The sequence below is a fragment of the Bradyrhizobium sp. SZCCHNS3002 genome, from assembly GCF_032377435.1.
GTDB lineage: Bacteria > Pseudomonadota > Alphaproteobacteria > Rhizobiales > Xanthobacteraceae > Bradyrhizobium.
In genome coordinates, this window is record NZ_JAUHHY010000001.1 from 279,971 (window position 1) to 298,738 (window position 18,768).

General features: G+C 65.6%; 10 protein-coding genes. 1 reads left to right on the forward strand and 9 read right to left on the reverse strand.

Features of this window, described 5'->3' with window-relative positions:
• Positions 1–142: 142 nt before the first annotated feature.
• Entirely contained in the window at positions 143–1,033 is an 891-nt protein-coding gene (locus tag QW845_RS01320) for a DMT family transporter (RefSeq protein WP_315799867.1), read from the reverse strand.
• A 232-nt stretch (positions 1,034–1,265) separates the two neighbouring features.
• On the opposite strand from QW845_RS01320, the gene QW845_RS01325 reads away from it, so the two are divergent.
• Positions 1,266–1,496, forward strand: coding sequence for a hypothetical protein (locus tag QW845_RS01325; RefSeq protein WP_315799868.1), 231 nt, complete (start codon positions 1,266–1,268; stop codon positions 1,494–1,496).
• A 6-nt stretch (positions 1,497–1,502) separates the two neighbouring features.
• On the opposite strand, the gene QW845_RS01330 is transcribed toward QW845_RS01325, so the two are convergent.
• From QW845_RS01330 to QW845_RS01365, 8 genes are all read right to left on the reverse strand, one after another.
• Complete coding sequence (locus QW845_RS01330; protein WP_315799869.1) at positions 1,503–1,970, reverse strand: hypothetical protein; 468 nt, start codon at positions 1,968–1,970, stop codon at positions 1,503–1,505.
• 22 nt (positions 1,971–1,992) lie between these two features.
• Positions 1,993–2,343, reverse strand: coding sequence for a hypothetical protein (locus tag QW845_RS01335; protein WP_315751045.1), 351 nt, complete (start codon positions 2,341–2,343; stop codon positions 1,993–1,995).
• Between the two features lie 298 nt (positions 2,344–2,641).
• On the reverse strand, positions 2,642–3,235 hold the full coding sequence (locus QW845_RS01340) for a formyltransferase family protein (protein ID WP_315799870.1): 594 nt from the start codon (positions 3,233–3,235) through the stop codon (positions 2,642–2,644).
• 723 nt (positions 3,236–3,958) lie between these two features.
• Positions 3,959–8,185, reverse strand: a complete 4,227-nt coding sequence (locus QW845_RS01345) for a sulfotransferase (protein ID WP_315799871.1) — start codon at positions 8,183–8,185, stop codon at positions 3,959–3,961.
• Between the two features lie 226 nt (positions 8,186–8,411).
• A complete protein-coding gene (locus QW845_RS01350) occupies positions 8,412–10,232 on the reverse strand; it encodes a hypothetical protein (RefSeq protein WP_315799872.1) in 1,821 nt (606 codons plus the stop codon).
• A 562-nt stretch (positions 10,233–10,794) separates the two neighbouring features.
• Positions 10,795–14,061: a hypothetical protein gene (locus tag QW845_RS01355; protein ID WP_315799873.1), complete on the reverse strand. Its 3,267-nt coding sequence runs from the start codon at positions 14,059–14,061 to the stop codon at positions 10,795–10,797.
• A 551-nt stretch (positions 14,062–14,612) separates the two neighbouring features.
• Positions 14,613–16,742 (reverse strand): autotransporter strand-loop-strand O-heptosyltransferase, encoded by a 2,130-nt coding sequence (locus QW845_RS01360; RefSeq protein WP_409997856.1) that lies wholly within the window; start codon positions 16,740–16,742, stop codon positions 14,613–14,615.
• A gap of 67 nt (positions 16,743–16,809) precedes the next feature.
• Positions 16,810–18,765 (reverse strand): HlyD family type I secretion periplasmic adaptor subunit, encoded by a 1,956-nt coding sequence (locus tag QW845_RS01365; RefSeq protein WP_315799875.1) that lies wholly within the window; start codon positions 18,763–18,765, stop codon positions 16,810–16,812.
• Positions 18,766–18,768 lie beyond the last annotated feature (3 nt).

The window sequence follows — 18,768 nt, forward strand, 5'->3', positions numbered from 1 at the left end:
CGCCAAAAGTCTTGTTCCCGGTCAAAAAATCACGCTTCCGCCATAAACCAGTTCGCGGGTGTTGCGCCAGATCCACGACGATCGCGTGTAGCGCGGCGGTTCCGTGATCCGGGTCACGCCGCTTGAGGGGATGCTCGGCGCCTCAGGTCCCTGCCGAACTGCCCATCGGCACCGGCCGAGGCTGCGGCGGACGCAGGTTCAGCAGGTTTCCGGCGAGAATCAACGCCGCGCCGACCACGGTCAATCCGTCGAGACGCTCCGCATAGACCAGCCAGCCGACGGTGGCGGTCAGCGGAACGCGGAGAAAATCCATGGGCACCACGATGGTGGCGTCGGCGTAGAGCAGCGCCCGCGCCATGCAGAAATGCGAGAAGGTGCCGCAGAGGGCGACGAGCAGGATCCAGCCCCAGGCGGTGGCCGATGGCGGCGTCCAGAATACGAGCGAAGGGATGAGGCCGGCGACGGATTGCACCACCAGCATCCAGAAGATGATCGACACGGTGGGCTCGGTGCGCGTCAGCAGCTTGACCAGTGCGATCGAGATACCGAAGCCGACCGCGGCGGCCAGCGCGATGAGCTGTCCCGGATTGATCGCCCCGGTATCCGGGCGGACGATCACGACCACGCCGACGAGGCCGAGCCCGATCGCCGCCAGCTTGAACAGGGTGACGCGCTCGCCGAGGAAGGCCGCGGCCAGCAGCGCCGTCCAGATCGGCATCGTGAACTCGATCGCCACCACCTGGCCGATCGGGATCAAGGTGAGCGCGAAGAACCAGCCGAGCTGCGCGCCGTAATGGACGAGGTTGCGCGCCGCGTGCTGCTTGAGCCGCGAGGTGCGCAAGGTGGCAAAGCCTCCGCTGAGGGCGATGACCGGCGAGAGCATCACCAGGCCGATCAGGCAGCGCAGCTCCATCAGCTCGAACACGTTGAGCTCGCGCATAGCTTCGCGTCCGGCCACCGCCATCACCAGCATCAGGCTGAGCCAGCCCGTCATCCACAGTGCGGCAATCAGTTTCGAAGCGGGACGATTCATGCGGTGGCGGGGAGAGCGAGGACGGCGGCGAAGGCGGGCTGTATCACCTCGCGCGCAGAGCAATGCAAACGAAATCAACGGTGCAGCGCACCAACGCCGCTGCAGGCTTTGCTCGCGACGGACGCGCGTCATCGAGAAAAACGTGGAGTGTGGCTGTGTTTCGTCCTAAAGCGACCGCCGCGATACAGCCCGCGAACAGCACAACACAGTCTAAGGCAGCCAGAGACAAGACATGACCGAACGCGCCGCTTCAGCCGACTTCGTGACCGCCTTTGCCACTGGCTGGCCGGAGCGGGAGCCTCATCTCATGGTGCTGTCGCTGACCACCCATAAAGGTGTGCAGGACTTCGCCATGACGCGGGAGCAGGCGCTGCTGGTCGCCAAGACCATCAAGCGCACCGCCGCGCAGCTTGCTCCGCCGCCGTCCGCAGGTGCGGTCCCCGGCGCCAGGCGCGGCAGTTGATCGGGATCACCGCGACAGTGAAATGTTAGCTGCGCGGAACTGGCTGTCGGCCCGGATCGACACGGACTGCCTCTTGCCGCGGGTGGCGAGCGCGATGTTGGCGTTGAAGCCGGCGGTGGTCGCGAGCAGCTGGAAATTGCCGCCGCCGCCACGGCCCTGCAGCACGCCATTGATGCCGCGGCTGGTCTCACTCCAGGTTCCCGAGATGGCCGAGCCCTCAGCGATCACCTCGGCCTGCAGCCCGAACTTGTAGGCATCGCTGGCGCAGGTCAGGACGAGCGTCATCCGCGGTCCCGAGACGCCGTAATTGGCCCGGCACCGGATGCGCTCGGTTGAGCCGTCCTCGAGGGCAACCGTGCCGCTGCCGCCCCATGTTCCGGCCATGCCCGTGAAGGGACCAGGGTCGGCATGCCCCGGCGAGGCGGTCACGCCCGCCGTCAAAACAACGGCGGTGGCCGCGACCCGCCGCACCATCTTCAGGAGCGTGTGCGCGCCGTTACAGGCGCGAAGCCTGCCAGCGGCCGCTGCAGGGGATGCCTGCCGAGGCGCCGTTCCACTTGCCCGAGCCAGAATTGCCGTTGAGCTGCCCATTCGCATATGCGCCATTGATGGAGACCTTGACGAGGCCTTCGCGTCCAATCGAACCCGACACATTGGCGCCAGCCGCAGAAATCTTACCGTCTGCGACGATCAAGGTCGAGCTGGCCGTGGGCTCGCAGCTGCCACTGTTGGTGACGATCGTCACCTGCCACTGCCCGTCATAGGGCGACTGGGCGAATGCGGGGGCGGCCGAGCTGCCCACCAGGATCGACGCGGCGAAAGCCATTCCAATGCGGTCGAGACGCATGAATCGTTGTCCCTCAAATGTCGTTGATCACGACCTTATTTGGAAGAATTGTGACGAAAATTTGCCGCAGCGCCACAACGGATTTTTATCGAGCAATTTCAGTCCATTAACGATTAATGCGGAACCCGGCTTGGAGGCATTCGGGCGGCATTGTGCGCAAACTGCGCCTTCGCCCACGGCATGAGCGGGCGAACGCCCACATCTTTCCGCTGACCGCCCATGCTGCCGTTCGCAGGGCACCGCGAGGGCGCCAGCGGGGAGGATGTCCACAACTTATCAGGGCGATGCGATCAGATGCTCAGTGCGGGGTGAGGCTGGGCGCCTTGGTCGCGAACTGCTCGTCCTGCGGCTTGGCCGGAATCGCGCCGGTCGCCTTGGCCGATTCGACGACATCGCCGAGCAGCTTGAGCCCGAGCGGTGCGAGAGCGCGCTCCCACAGCTCGCGCGCGGTCTCTCCCTTCTTGACGAAGCACCATTCCTGGGCGGCGATGGCGCCCGCATCCATGCGGTCGGCGAGGTGATAGATGGTGCCGCCGGCGATCGGATCGCCTTCCTTGATGGTCCACTCCACCGCAGCGATGCCCCGGTGACGCGGCAGCAGCGACGGATGGTAGCCGATGCCGCCGAGCCGGGCGGCTGCGACCGCCTCGTGAGTGACGCGGGCGTGGCTATGCGCCGTGACGATCAGGTCCGTGCCGGGGGCGATCTCGCCGGCGGGCACGACCTTCGGATTGGCCTGGACCACGACCTCGATCCCGGCCGCCCGCGCCGCGGCTGCAAGCCGGTCCTCGCCATCATGAACGACGACCCGCGCGATCTCGATTCCTCTCTCGCGCAGCATGTTCAGTGTGGCGACACCGAAATGGCGGGAGCCGACGAGAGTGATGCGCATGGCCAGGGATCTTCCACGGTTGGGGGCTGGATCCGGTCGGAGGCTCTGACCGGGCGAAACGGGTCAAACCAAGCCTTGGCCTCCAGGTCAAGCGCCTGCTGGGCCGTCGTCACAGTCTGGCTTCGTCCGGCCGCCGGAGGCGCTGTGGGACCCAAACGGGAAAGGGGAAGGCCGCTCCGAGCCGGAGTTGGCGGGGCCCCTCACGCCTATTGGCGCGCCGATCGCCATGGTCGCCATCAACCTGGCCGCCATCAAGATGCAGGCCGAGACGACCGTGGCGGATGACACGCCCTCGTCGGTACCGGCGGCGGCCTCAGATGAACCGGGACGTCAGGACAGGTGCCGGAAATTCGCCTATAGGTTGTGTATAGACCGGTGCTGCATCACGCATATTGCTCGACACAGCTCAACTAAAGGCGCCGAGCTATCAACTGTACTGATGAGGACAACCGAAGATGCCGCTCCTGTCGGCTCAACGGGCGCGATCTGGTCGGTCTTCGAACGCAATTTCCTGGACCCATGGCTGAAGATGTCATCGAACTTCTGGTTGTGTTATCAGTTGGCGCGTCTGCGTAGTAAAACTGACGCTTCTGCGTATGACGAATATAATTTCTTAAAGGCCCAGGAGCACAATGCTCGAGCCGCTCCGCCGCGCGGCCGGATAGCCGGGTGCCGCGCCTGTCACCGATCCCTGGGCAACAGCACCCGGTTATTTGCCGGCGGTCATGTGGTTTCCGGCGGCGGAAGGTCGATGCCGAGCGCCGCGCACAGCGGCCCAAGATGTTTCTCGTAGCGGCGCCAGCTTCCGATCGAGCGGCGGTAGATCGGCTCGCGCACCTGCATCAGGCTCGCCGTGCGCACCATGCGCTCGGTGCGATGGAAGTCGAGGCAGGCATCCTCCCAGTCGAGCCCGCAATGGGCGAGCACGCGGCGCGACACGCCGTCGAGGTCGTCGACCAGATCCTCGTATTGAACGTCCATCAGGATGCCGGGCGGTAGCACCTTGTGCCAGTGTTCCATCACGCCCTCATAACCCCGGTAGTAGTGGCCGAGTTCGGTCAGGTCGTAGGCGAATGGCTGTGAGCCTGTGAACAGCAGCGAGTAGCAGGAAATGCAATTGTCGAGCGGGTCGCGCCGCGCGTTGATGATCCTGGCGCGCGGGAACGCCGCATGGATCATCCCGACGAACAGGAAGTTCAGCGGCATCTTGTCGACGATGCGCTCGGCTTCGGGCGCCAGCGTCCGAACGCGGGCGGTGTACTCCTGACCGATCTTCGTCATTTCCTCGGGTGGCAGCAGCGTGATCAGATCGGGATACGCCGGAACGACCTTCTGGCGGTTGGCGCATTCGCCGACGAGATCCTTGAAGGTCTCGAGCTCGCCCGCGCCGAAGACCTTGGAATGGCTGGCCAGCACCTGCTCCATCAGGGTGGTTCCGGAGCGCGGCATGCCAACGATGAAGATCGGGGCCCAGGAATCGTCGCCGTGCCCTGCAACCATGCGAAAGAACTCGGGCGTGAAGCGCGTCGCGACGTTTTTCATCATGCCGAGCCGCTGCTCGGAGTCGTAGTCGAAGGTCTTGCGCTTGAGGGTGTTGGCCTTGTGCAGATGCGAGAAGGCCAGGTCGTAGTCCTTCAGGTCGGACAACGCCTTGCCCATCGCGAAATGGGCTGCGATCTGCTTCTCCTGGTCGAGCTGGTCGACGCGTTCGATCAGCTGCCGCAGACCAGGAAGCCGGCTGTCGTCCGGCTTGAACTTCGACATGTTCGCGAGATTGAGGTGGATCGGCGCGTCGTCCGGCGCCAGCTCCAGGGCCTTCTGGAACGCCGCCGTCGCCTCGTCGAAGCGGCCGAGCGCCTGGTAGGCGACGCCGAGATTGTTGTAGGAGCCGAAGCGTTCCGGCTTGATCTTGATGGCCAGCAGGTTCTGCTCGATCGATTCCTCGAGCCGGTTGAGCTCGAGGAAGGCGTTGCCGAGATTGCCATAGGCGTCGGCATAGTCGGGCCGGCTCGCGATCGCCCGCTTGTAGTGCTCGATGGCGCGCTCGCGATGGCCCTGGCGCAGCAGCACGTTGGCGATGTTGTTGTGGGTCTCGGCATGCTCCGGGCTGAAGTCGAGGACCTTGAGGTAGTGTTTCGCTGCCTCGATGTCTTTTCCTGTCGTGTAGAGCAGGTTGCCGAGTGCGAAATGCGCATCGAGGTGCTGCGGCTTGTTGTCGATCGCCCGCCGGAGCAGGGCCATCGCCTCGTCGATCAGCCCCTGGTTCTGGCGAACCATGGCGAAGGCGTAGAGGATGCCGGGGTGGCTCGGCGCCAGCGCAAGTGCCGTCTCGTAATGCTGTACGGCCGTCTCATAGTGGCCGGCGGAGGCCTCGACGGCTCCGATGCTGCCATGGGCCTCGGCGGATTTGTCGTTCACCGCGACCGCGCGCACGAAGAAGTCCTTGGCCTCGTCGAGCCGGTTGGCGGTGGTGCAGATCATGCCGAGTCCGACCAGCGCGTCGAACTGGTTCGGCTGCCCCGCCAGGATCAGGTTGTAGATCGTCTCGGCATCCTTGGAGTCGCCGCGGCCTTGCAGCCTCTTTGCCACGGCAGCGGCGCCTTCGACCAACGTCTGCAACGATCCGGCCTGCTGCGAAGCGAAGGAAAGCGATGCTGTCGTCGGCGTCACCACGGGCGGGGCCACGTTCACGGGCTGGGGCGGCTTGGCGCCCGCGATCGCCTCGGCAATGGTCGGCCGCACGGCTTCGCTGCCGAGCGCATCGAGCAGCGGCTTCAGCCGGTCGCCATACATCCGCCAGCGGCCGACCGATCCGGAGAACAGCGGCTTGCGGACCTGGACCAGGCTGGCCGTGTTCACCGGACGCTCGTTCTCGTGGAACGACAGGCAGGCGTCATCCCAGTCGAGCCCGCAATGCGCCACGATCTTGCGCGCATGCGCATCGAAGTCACGCACCACGTCCTCATACGCCACCTCCAGCATGACGCCGTCCGGCAGCACCTTGCGCCAATGGCTCATCAGGGCATCGTAGGCGCGGTAGTAGCGGCCGAGCTCGGCGAGGTCGTAGGCGAAGGGCTGCGGCTCGGCGAACAGCTGCGTGTAGCAAGACAGGCAGGTGTCGATCGGATTGCGCCGGACGTGAATGATGCGCGCATTCGGTAGCGCGAGATGGATCAGCCCGGCGAACAGGAAGTTCGACGGCATCTTGTCGACGATGCGCTTGGTGTCCGCCGGCAGGTCGGTGAACCGCTCGAGATAGGCGCGCGCGAGGGCCTCAATGTCGGCGTCGGACAGCTTGGCGAGCATCTCCGGATAGTCGCCGCGGGCACGGTCGGTGAACAGTCCCGCGGCGGCCGCGAAATAGTTGACCTCGCCGGCGCCGTGCACGGCGGAATGGCTGGCGAGGAGCTGCTCGACCAGGCTGGTGCCGGACCGAGGCATGCCGATGACGAACACCGGCGCCTGCGATGGATCGCCATGGCCGGCGCGCGCCTGCAGCAAATCCTTGGAGAACACCGCGCGGATGCGCTCGATCTGGCGCAGCGTCTGGTTCTCGTCATAGTTGATGCGGCGGCGTTCGAGAGCATTGCCGGCGTTGAGGTGGACCAGCGACCGTTCGCCGTCCTTGATGTCGGCATAAGCCCGCCCGAGGGTGAAGTGCAGGGCGATGCGCGCATCCTCGGTAAGCGTCTCCGATCTCGCGGCCAGATCCTGCAGGGGCGCCCAGCGCGCGTCGTCGACCGCGAACGGCTTGACCACGCTGTAGTTGAGGTGCGTGCCGATGCTGCGCGGGTTGACAGCCAGGGCGGACTCATACGCGAGCGCCGCCTCGTCGAGCCGTCCCAGGATCGTCAGCACGCCGGCGAGATGGTTCATCGTCGTCGCATCGCGGGGATCGTGGGCGAGGGCGGTTCGATAGCTCGCGATGGCGTCCTCGTAGCGCTTGATGTCGCGCAGCGCATCGCCGCGATTGCGGTGGGCGACGGCATAGTCGGGGCGCCGGCGCACCGCCTCGTCGTAATGCGTGAGCGCCAGGTCATGCTTGCCGCGCGATTGCAGGGCATTGGCGAGATTGTTATGGGCCTCCGGGAAGTCGGGCCGTTCGGCGATGGCGCGCTCATAATGGAAGATGGCGGCAGGGACGCTCTTCATCTCCAGGTGCAGATTGCCGAGATTGTAGTGCGCCTCGGCGAGATGCGGGCTCAGGGCAAGGGCCTGCTGATAGGTGCGGATCGCGGCGTCGAGCTCGCCGGCGGCCTGCTGGCAGCCGCCGATGTTGAGCAGCACGACCGGCGCATTGGGCTGGATAGCAAGCGCGCGCGTGTAGTGGGCAATGGCTTCCGAATGCCGCCCGAGCATGCGGCAGGCGTCGCCGAGGCTGGCGGCGGCTGCGGCGAAATCGGGCCGCGCGTCGAGCGCGGCCTCGTGATGCGCAAGGGCGCGCTCGTACTGGTCGAGGCGCTGCAAGGCAAAGCCGAGCGCCTGGTGTGCATCGGCGCTGCCTGCGTCCGCGGCCAGCACCAGCTCCAGATGCCGAACCGCCCCGGCGGGATCGCCAAGGCTGGTGAGCACGCTGCCGAGCAGCAGCCGGGCCTCGGCCGAGCGTTCGTCGAGCGCGACGGCACGCTGCAGATGCGTGCTCGCTCTGGCGAGGTCGCCGAGACCTGCGAAGGTCTTGCCGAGCGACAGCTGCAGATCCGCGGCGTCGCCGGCTTCCTCTGCGGCCTGGTCGAGCAGGGCGCGTGCCTCATGCGTGTCGCCGAGCTGCAGGCGGACCATGGCGAGGCTGCACAAAGTGCGGAAATGACGGGGCTGAAGCGAAAGAACTTTCCGGTAGGCCTGCTCGGCGATGCGCAAGGCTTGATCGCTGAGCGCGGCCGCCGACGGCTGTCCGCCGTCGGACGCTGCGGGGACGAGGCGGGGGCGGAAGGCGACGGCGAGCTCGTTCATGATGACAACTTGCTGAATGTTCGACGAATGCCGTTGTCGAGGCGGATTGAAGCGAAACGGAGGCTTAGACGAGGCCGATCGCAAGCGGTCGGCTAGAACCCTTCGAGCAGTGCATGGAATTTGTCCGGCCACGTGCAGCGTCGATGGCCGGTGCTGCCACAACGCAACGAGCCGGCGTAGACCCAAGGGTCTGCGCCGGCCAATGTTGGTCAGGTTGCCGAGGGCGTCAGCCCCACATGTGATGCATCGCGTGGTGGTGGGACATGTCCGGACCGCTCGATGCGGCTGCAGCGGTTGCGGCTGGCGCCGCCGCGGCCGCCGCCGTGTGGTGGCTGCTGTGATGGCTGTGGTGGCCGCCGCAGTGATGGGTCGTGGTGGTGTTGTTGTTGCCGCCGGTGGTTCCTCCGCCGGCCGTTCCACCGCCCGTCGTGCCGCCTCCGGTCGTCCCGCCACCCGTGGTGCCTCCGCCGGCAGTGCCGCCTCCGGTGGTGCCGCCACCTGTCGTGCCACCTCCGCCCATGCCGCCGCCGGGCGTGGTCGTGCTCGCAGGCGTTCCGCCCGTGCCGTTGGCGATGTTCGGCGTGGCGCCCGCCGGCATACCGGTGCCCTGGGCAATGCCATTGACCGCCGTCGCCGTCACGAAGCTCGTCGCGGACGTGACGTAGGCCGATCCGCCGATCGCGATGTTGTTGCCCGCGATGTCTCCGGCATTGCCGATGTAGTTCGCGGCGGCAGCCTTCAACATCGCCTGATCGGTCGCCAGGGCCGCACCCGTGTCGCCGTTCATGATGCCCATCAGCGCCTTCGTGGCCATGATGGTGTCGGACTGCAGAGCACCGGCGGCGAGCTCGTCGTCGAAGCGTCCCTTGAACACCGCGCCCTGCGCCGCATCGAATGCCGCACCGAAGTTCTGGTAGTTGGTGATCTGGTCGATCAGGGCCTGCGACGCCGTCCCCGTTCCATTGGCCACCGCAACCAGCTTCGCACCCAGCGTGTTGCCCTCGGCGAGGAAATTGGCCCAGAAATTGGTCTGCGCCTGATTGTCCTGGAACTTCGTGACCGTGCCGGTCAGGCCGCCGGGCATCTCCGAGAAGCCGCCGCCGTGTCCCGGCATGCCGGTGCCGCCCGCCGCCGCGTTGAGGGCCGCGTCGTTCTGAAACACGTCGATCATGTCGACGATGTTGTCGGCGGAGCCGCGCAGCGCCGTCGGATTGGCCATCGTCTCGGCGACGTTGTAGTTGTTGATCTGAAGGTTTGCCTGGCTGAGCAGCGTCATCAGATGCAGCGTCGTCGTCTGGGCATCGACGGCGGTTTGACCTGCTTCAATCGCAGCGAGCTTCGCGGGATCGTTCAGGATCGCCTGGAGGCCCTGCGCCACGGCCGTGAAGTCGGCTTGGACCTGATTGATATTGTTGGCGCTCATGCCGCCCAGCGAAAGATCAGCGACGGCATTGAACACCGTTCCGATGGCGGTCAGGTCGCCCGCGGCCGCTGCAGCGAGATTGGTGGCGCTGTCGTTGCCGGCGGGAAGGCTCTGGAATGCCACATCCATGGCACCCGTGTTGGCCAGGAAGGGAACGTTGTTGAGCGCGGCCGAGAGATGCGCGTCACCCTGGATCTGCGCCAGGATCTGCATCTGCACGTTGTGGATGGTCTGGTCGGCTTCGGCGAGGGTCGCCGGATTGGTCGTGTTCGGCGCCGCGTTGATCAGCGTCGTGATCTCGTTCGAGACCTGGGTGAGCACCGCGGTGTCGGTCGCGTTGAGCGTAAAGGCCTTGCCGCCGATCGTGACGTCTCCGGGATTGGCCAGCATCGCGTTGATGTCGTTCTGCACGGCATGCAGGTCGGTGGTGTAGCTGCCGAGGAACGGGTTCGAGTTGCCGCTGTTCTGCGGCGTCGACCACAGGCCGGTCGAGATGCGAACGGCGTCGTTGAAAACGACGCCGGCCTGCACGAGGTCGGTCGACAGGTTGAGCGCCGAGGCGCGAACCAGCAGATTGGACGTGCCATTCGCCAGCGCCGTCGGGTTGAAGGTATTGGCTGCCATTGATCATCTCCCCAAGTTTCAACCCGGCGTCTGCTGCTTGGCGGTTCGGCAGCACGCGGGCGTTGATCGGGCTGAGACATCTCGTTCACCTCCTCGCGGAGCGGGCGAAATGTCGCAGCCTCAGAGCACCTGGGAATTATTTGCTCCAATGGGGCCAAAAGAAGCGCCGCGGAGTCCTCAAATATGATGTTGTTCGGGCAAACGACGATTGTCGCAGCCGGGTCACGGCCGCGCTCGGAAGCGTACTAACTCCTTGAATTCCGTCGTGGCATCCTTGCAACATCACCGCTCAGCGAAGCTTCGATGCACGGTCCAGACAAGAAGTTGCCCCGATCTTGCGGCTGGTCGCCGATCTCTCCTTAGAAAAGTTCCAGCGTAACGAGGGTTCACAGTGCGGAACGGAACATGCATCTTTGCTGATCTTCAGAGGCTTCCTTTCTTCAACGCGTGTCGTCTCGCCCGGCTCATCGTCCTTCTCATTTCCCCCGGGAGCACTGCGTGAGTTGACCTCATCCGCTTGCTCCCGGGTATCCGATCCGCAGCAGCCGCTGCGGCTGCCTCATCAACCCCACATGTGATGCATCGCGTGGAGATGCGACATGTCGGGACCGGCAGCCGCGGCCTGGTTCGTATGCGCGCCCTGGCTGTGATCGTGATGATGATGATCGCTGTGATGCGCCGCGTTGCTGCCGTTGTTGGCCGTCGTACCCGTCGATGTGCCGCCAGCCGCCGCTCCGCCGGTCGACGTGCCTCCGTTCGCCGCGGTGCCACCGGCTGCCGCGCCACCGCCGGCGGTGGTTCCTGCCGCAGCTGTGCCGCCAGTGCCGTTGGCCAGGTTCGGTGTCGCGGTGACCGGAATGGTGCCGTGCGCGGTGCCCTTGATGGAGGTTGCCGTCGAGACCGTCGTGGCCGTCCCGACATAGGTGCCGCCATTGACGGGAATGTTGTTGCCTGAGACGTCCATGGCGTCCGCCGCGAAGCCTTGGCCTGCCGCGGCGATCATCGCCTTGTCTGCCGCAAGTGCTGCGCCGGTGTCGCCGTTGAGGATGCCTTGCAGGCCCTTGACGGCATGGGCAGTGTCAGCTTCGAGCGTACCGCTGAGCAGCTCGTTGTCGAACCGACCCTGGAATACGGCCCCCTGCGCGGCGTCGAAATTGGCGCCGAACTGCTGGTAGTTCTGGATCTGCGTGATCAGGGCCGCGCTCGCCTGCGCACCGCCGGTCGAGATCTTCTGCAAGGTGGCGTTGATGGTGTTGGCCTCGGCCAGGAATGCAGCCCAGAAATTCGTCTGCGCCTGATTGTCCTGGAATTTGGTGACCGTGCCGGTCAGTCCACCCGGATCTTCGGCGAAGCCGCCGGAATGGCCGGCATTGCCGTTGCCGCCCGCGGCCATGTTGAGGTTGGTGTCACCCTGGACGATGTCGATGATGTCGAGCAGATTGTCGGCCGTGCCGCGCAGCGCCGCCTGATTTCCCGTGGTCGCCGCCGCGTCGTATTTGTTGAGCTGCAGGTTGATCTGACCGAGCGCGGTCTGTAGGTGGATCGTGGTCAGCGCCGCCGCGTTGGCGGTCTCGCCGGCCTCAATCTGCGCGAGTTGAGTCTTGTTGTTGAGGATGGCCGTCAGGCCCTGCGAGACCGCAGTCAGATCGGTGTTGACCTCCTGCAGGTGCGCCGCGTCGATGCCGCCGGAGGCGAGCTCGACCACCTTGTTGAAGACGAGGCCGACGTCCTTGAGGCTGGCGCCAGCGGTCGCCGCAGCAAGGCTCGCCGGATCGTCCGCGCCGGCGGGCGAGGTCTGGAAGGCGATGTCCTGGCCGCCTGTGTTGGCGAGGAAGGGCACATTGTTCAGCGCGTTCGCCAGATGGGCGTCGTTGTGGATCTCGCCCAGGATCTCCTGCTGGAGCGCATGAATGGTCTGGCTGGCGGCAGCCTGGGTGGTGGCGTTCGCGAACTGCCCCGCCGCCTGCAGCAGCGTCCCCAACTGACCCTCGACGTTGGTGAGGACTGCCGTGTCAGTGGCGTTCAGTGCGAAGGTGTGTCCGCCGAGCGTGACCTGACCTGGATTGGCCAGCATGGCGGCGATATCGGTCTGCACCGCCGTGATGTCGGCCTGATAGCTGCTCAGGAACGTCGGCGAGTTGCCGCTGTTGGCGAGGCTGAACAGGCCGAGCGAGGCGCGGACCGCATCGTTGAAGACGACGCCGGCCTGCACCAGATCGGTCGAATGCTGAATAGCAGTGGCGCGAGTCAGCAGGTTCGACGTGCCGTTGGCGAGCGCGGTCGGACTGAAGTTGACCGGCGTGGCACCACCGCCGCTGCTCGGCGGCGTCGAAGTGGTGCCGCCGGTGCCGTTGGCGATGTTCGGGGTCGCCGTCACCGGGATCGTGCCGTGGGCGAGGCCGTGCACCGAGGTCGCCGTCGAGACCGTGGTGGCCGTGCCGACATAGGTCGCGCCGCCAATCGCGATGTTGTTGCCGGAGACGTCCATGGCGTCAGCGGCGAAGCCCTGTCCGGCGGCGTTGATCGCCGCCTTGTCCGCCGCGAGAGCCGCGCCGGTGTCACCGTTCAGGATGCCCTGCAAGCCTTTCACGGCGGCCGCCGAGTCGGCTTCCAGCGTGCCGCTGAGCAGCTCGTTGTCGAAGCGACCACGGAAGACATTGCCCTGGGCGGCGTCGAAATTGGCGCCGAACTGCTGGTAGTTCTGGATCTGCGTGATCAATGCCGCGCTGGCTTGCGCGCCGCCCGTCGAGATCTTCTGCAGGGTTGCGTTGATGGTGTTCGCTTCGGCCAGGAACGCGGCCCAGAAATTGGTCTGCGCCTGATTGTCCTGGAACTTGGTGACCGTGCCGGTCAATCCGCCGGGATCCTCCGCGAAGCCTCCGGCATGGCCCGGCATGCCGTTGCCGCCGGCTGCCATGTTCAGGTTGGCGTCGTTCTGGATGATGTCGATGCTGTCGAGCAGGTTGTCGGCCGTGCCGCGCAACGCGGCCTGATTGCCGGTCGTTTCCGCCTTGGCATACTGGTTGAGCTCGAGGTTGATCTGTCCGAGCACCGTCTGCAGATGGATGGTCGTAAGCGCGGCCGCGTTCGCCGTCTCGCCCTTCTCGATCTGCGCGAGCTGGGTCTTGTTGTTGAGGATGTTGGTGAGGCCTTGCGAGATCGCGGTGAGGTCGGTCGTGACCTCTTGGAGGTTGCCGGTGTGGATGCCGCCGGAGGCGAGGTCGACGACCTTGTTGAAAACGAGGCCGACATCCTTCAGCGTGTTGCCTGCGGTCGCTGCAGCCAAGGTCGCCGCATCATCGGCGCCGGCCGGCGTGTTCTGGAAGGCGACGTCCTGGCCGCCGGTATTGGCGAGGAAGTTGACCTTGTTGAGCGCGCCGGACAGATGCGCGTCGCCGTTGATCTCCTGCAGGATCTCCTGCTGGACGGCGTGCAGCGTCTGGTCGGCGGCCGTGATCGTCGCCGCGTTCGTGGTCTGTTGGGCCGCAGTGATCAGCGTCGAGATCTGCGCCTGCACGTTGGTGAGAACGGCGGTGTCGGTCGCGTTCAGCGTGAAGGCCTGGCCGCCGAGGGTGACCTGTCCGGCATTCGCGAGCATCGCCGCGATATCGTTCTGCACGGCGTGCAGATCGGTCGTGTAGCTGCCGAGGAAGGGGTTGGAGTTGCCGCTGCCGGCTTGCGAGAACAGGCCGAGCGAGGCGCGCACCGCATCGTTGAACACCACGCCGGCTTGGACGAGGTCGGTCGACATGTTGAGCGCTGAGGCGCGCACCAGCAGGTTCGACGTTCCGTTGGCCAGCGCCGTCGGGTTGAAGGTGTTATTCGCCATAGATCATCTCTCCCCAAGTTCATCCGACGCCCGGCAGGGCCCCGTACCGAAACTGGCCGGACGATGCGGAAGCGCATCGGCCCTGCGTCGGACGTGATGCGCCGCGCCTCACGCCCGTGCGCCGCTGTGTCGCGCGTTCTTCTGACGCGCGCTACTTTGTCGCACCTCGCTATATGCTCGGAGCAATCGGGCCAAAAAAGGCGTGGGGGAGTCCGCAAATATGTTGTTCTCGGGACATCGCGGATCTGTGACAGATGCGCCGCGATCGCGTGCCAAGTGATTGATTTCTGGCAGCAAGCAGCAAATGCGCGGTGCGGCGACCGGGCGCGAATTGCATCTTGTCGTCAAGATGCTGCCTGCATCTCGCCGGTGAGTGGCCGGTCTCCAGCGATCAGACGCAGGGTTGGTCTGATGCTGTCAAGGCTGCCCGGCGACGCGGGCGCGCGGCATTGTCTCAGCGCCATCGCTGGAAAAACGCCACGATGGATTGTGTGTCGGGGAAGTTAGAGGCAAAGGCGTCTGGGCGTGTCGGCGACCTCGCCGCGCGCCGTTCAGGACGGCGGCGCGGCCTGGCGCTGCGCCAGGAGCGCAGTCCTGATCTTCTGCAGCAGTGTGGTGTAGAGCTGATTCCAGGCCGGGTCATTCTGCCCGTTCGCGTCGAGCCCTTGCTTGGTCAGGCCCAGGCTGATCCGGTAGACGGCGAGGGCGCCGTCGATGTTGCCGAGCGGAAGGAAGGCATCGCCCAGACTCTGATAGGAATTTGCAAGCGCCTGCTGCAGCGACGGGTCGTTGGCGATCGTGTTGGCGAGATGGGTGATCAGCGCGGTGTTGGCGCGACGCTGCTCGAAGGCTTCGGCATGGCGGCCCTGGGCGGTGAGCACATCCGCCAGCAGAGCGTGGCACCAGGCGAGGTCGCGCTGAAAGCTGAGATTGCCGCGATGGGCCGCGGTCAGCTTCCGGATGATGGCGAGGCTGGCGGAATAGGCGGCATGCGCAGCCTCGAGGTTTCGCTGAACGAACAACACGGCGCCGATGCGGTTCAAGGCGACCGAGAGGTTGCGTTGAAACCCGGCGTCGTCCGGATTGGCTGCGGTCAGGTACCTGACGATGGCGATGCTCTGCTTGTAGTTCTGCAACGCGTCCATGAGATCGCTGGCGGTGGCTGCGCGATCGCCTTCCGCGATCCCGGCGGCAGCCTGATCCAGCAGCCTGCCGGCGGCGACCGTGACGCCGACCGCAAGGCCCCCGCGGGCGACATCGCCGCGCGGGCGTTCCAGCAGCGCGGCGAGCGCGACCGGCTCGTCGCTCTCCACGGATTCCGGCGCAGACTCTGCTCTCGAGGCTCGATCCCGATCAAAGGGCGCAGGCGGCGCCTGCTGCTGAGAGGCGCGCGGTTGCGGACGCAATCCCCGTCCGAAGCCGGGAATTCGGCGCAACATGCCCTCGACCTGCGCGGCCGTGATCAGGCGCGTGCATTCGAACTGCCGGGACGTGCCCTGCCATCGCGGGCACCACAGAAAGTCCTCATGGTCGAAGCGATGACGGGCATCATTCCAGCAACTGTTGCAGGCGTGATGGTTGATGACCCGATAGGGGGTCGCAAACTCGTTGGTCGGGTGGGTGAAGCCGCTGATCAGCACGACCGGAGTGCCGACCGCCCAGGCCAGCCATGACAGCCCCGAGGAAAGGCCGATGAAGAACGCGGCGTGCTTGAGCCAGCGGGCGCGCTCGGGCAGCGGCCGGTCGCCGGTCTGATCCTCGGCTTCGGCAGGAATCTGCGTTCGGAAAGCGCCGTGGCTGCGCTCCGCGGTCTGATCGACGCAGATCACGCGATAGCCGGTCGCGCGCAGGAAGGCCACGACGCTCTGCCAGCCCTCCGGATTGTTCCAGTGCTTGCATGCGGTCGTCGCCTGCACGGCGATGCAGACATAGGGGTCCTCGATGGGACGGCTCTCTTCGCTCAACGCGACGCGTGGCGGCTGCTCGGCCGGATCGACGCCGAGAATATGAGCTGCTGTCCGATGCAGACCGACCTGCCGGAAATCACAGGGATGATGCACGAACTCGGCATCGTCGAAGAACAGCGCGACCGAGTAGGTCGCGTAGTATCGCTCCGCCTGGACCGTGTCGTGGCTGAGGAACGTGATGTCTGGGTAGACGGCGCGGAACAGCGGGATCAGCGGCTCGCCCATCGCACAGCTCAGGCGGCATCGATGCAGGTCCCTGAACTTCACCACATAGCTCATCCAGCCGATGATGTCGCCGATCGTGCCGACCGGGAATTGGATCAGGACGTCGCGGTCGGTGGCGTCATAGTCGTGGCACAGCAGCAGCTCGGGCCCTGACCACACTTCCAGCCTGAACGGGACGAAGTAGCGCTTGCTGCTGTTGACGTGCCCAGAACGCAGGTCGATGTCGAACAGGACGTTGGCGGTCTCGAGATCGCTCAACCGGACGCGCCAGGCGTGTCCGGTGTCGGGCAGCATGACACGACAGCCGTCGTTGAAATCGAAGCGCAGCCCTTGGGGACCCTCCTGGGTCGGCATGGCCGCTGGCGGTGGCAGTCGCGGCTTGCGTGCCTGATCAGACGCCTCGGTGCGGGCGCCGGGCTGGGCGGACGGTAACGCACTCGTCGGCACCATCGCCGGGTCCGAGGTGCGGGGAAAATTTGCAACGTTCATGTTGAGGTGCCGACGCGGTCTGCGTTCATTCGTGAGCGATGGCGCCGACCGCGGCTGTTCGGTCTTGTTACTCCACGAAGGCGCGGCGCCACTGATCGAGAACCGGCTTCATCAGATAGCTGAGCATCGTCCGGCTGCCGGTTTGAACGTAGACTTCGGCCTGCATGCCGGGCATCAGGTTGACGTTGCCGAGCCGCTTGCGCTCCTCGTCGGACAGCGTGATCCTGACCGTGTAGAAGGTAGAGCCGGTTCTTGGGTCATTGGTGATGTCAGGCGACACGAACGAGACTTGGCCGCTCAATTTCGGCGTGGTGCGCTGGTTGAAGGCGTTGAAGTGGACCATCGCATCCTGCCCGGTGTGGACGTGATCGATGTCCTTGGGCTGGACGTGCCCTTCGACCTGCAGTTCGTCCGAATCGGGGACCAGCTCCATGACGGTCTCACCCGGCTTGATGACGCCGCCGATGGTGTGGATCGCGAGCTGGTGGATGGTGCCGGAGTTCGGCGCGCGCATCTCGATGCGATCGAGCTGGTCGCGCGCGGCGACGCCCTTCTCGACCAGATCGCCTTCCTTGGCCTGTGACTCGCTGAGATCCTTGACCACCTCGCTGCGGAAATCCTGATCGATCTTGACGGTCTGGAGCTCGGCTTCGCTGATCTTGGACCTCGTCTCCGCCACGCTGGACACCAATTGGCCGCGTTCACCGTCGATTCGAGCGGCTTCCCGCTGCAGCGTGGTCAGTCGCGTCAGTGGAACGAGCCGCTTGTCATAGAGCTCCTGCACGCCGGCCAGCTCGCCCTTGATCAACTCGATCTGCTTGTTCTTGGATTCGAGCTGGGACTCCATGCCGCTGATCTCGTTGTTCAGCTGGACGATGCGGCCCTGCAGCAGCTCCTTCTGGCTCTTGCGGGTCGTGGCACGGGCCTTGAACAGCGCGTTCTCCGACGCGATCACGGTGCGGACATTCGGATCGTCCTGACGTGAGGTCAGAGTGGACGGATAGTCCGGCTGATCGAGACCGTCACGCTCGGCCGAGAGCCGTGCAATCTTCGCGCGCTGCTCGTTCAATTGCTTGGTGATCGCCTGGAGCTGGGCTTGGCTCTGCGTGGCGTCGAGCCGCACGAGCAGATCACCCGCCGCAACGCGCTTGCCGTTGTCGACCTTGATTTCCGCGACAATGCCGCCTGTCGGATGCTGAATGGCCTTCACGTTGGATTGCACCACGAGATTGCCGGGGACCACGATCGCGCCGGCGAGCGGCACGAGGGTCAGCCAGCCGCCGCCGAGAACGCCGGCGACGAGCAGCACCCGCAAGCCGAGACGCAGCTCGTTCTCGAACATGCGGCTGACGCGCGGCACCAGCGATTCGTCCGAGCCGTCGTCGAGATCAGCCGCCGTTCCTTGCGTCGCAATGAAGGTCATGCCGGTGGTCAAGGCCGTGCCGGCGGTGCCGACCAGGCGGCCGACACGGGTTTGCGGAACGACGGGCGCATGCGCCAGGCGGGCAGGGAGGTTCTGCTGTCCCATCGGTCGCGGCGCACCGACGCCGAAATTGCCGTCGCGCCGCGCATCCTGCAGGTCGAGCACGGGCGCCGAATTGCCGCCCGCCATGCGTGCAGGCGGATGGCGCGGCGGCGGCGATAGCTCCGGCTCGTAGCCACGCATCGGTGCGGGCTGCTGCCAGTCCATCTCGCGGATGCCTTCACCGCGGCGTGCCCGGGGCGCCTGGGCACCGAGACCGAACAGCGACAGCGACGCACCGAGGGCGCGGCCCATGGTGCTGCCCTTTTTCTTCGAGCGCGGCTTCGGCCTGCCCTGCGACGGCGGCGGACGCCGGCGCTTCTTGCCGCCGTCACGTGCACCGCGGCGTTGTCGCGGGTCCTCGTCGGAGCCGTCGTCGAATGCGCCCTGCAGCCGCTGCAGCTCGAGGATCAATGCGTCGCCCTGCGGACCGACCGCGCGAGTCTTCGGTCGTACATAGTCGTCGTCGTCGAACGGCCTGAAGTCGTTGATGTGTTTCATTGA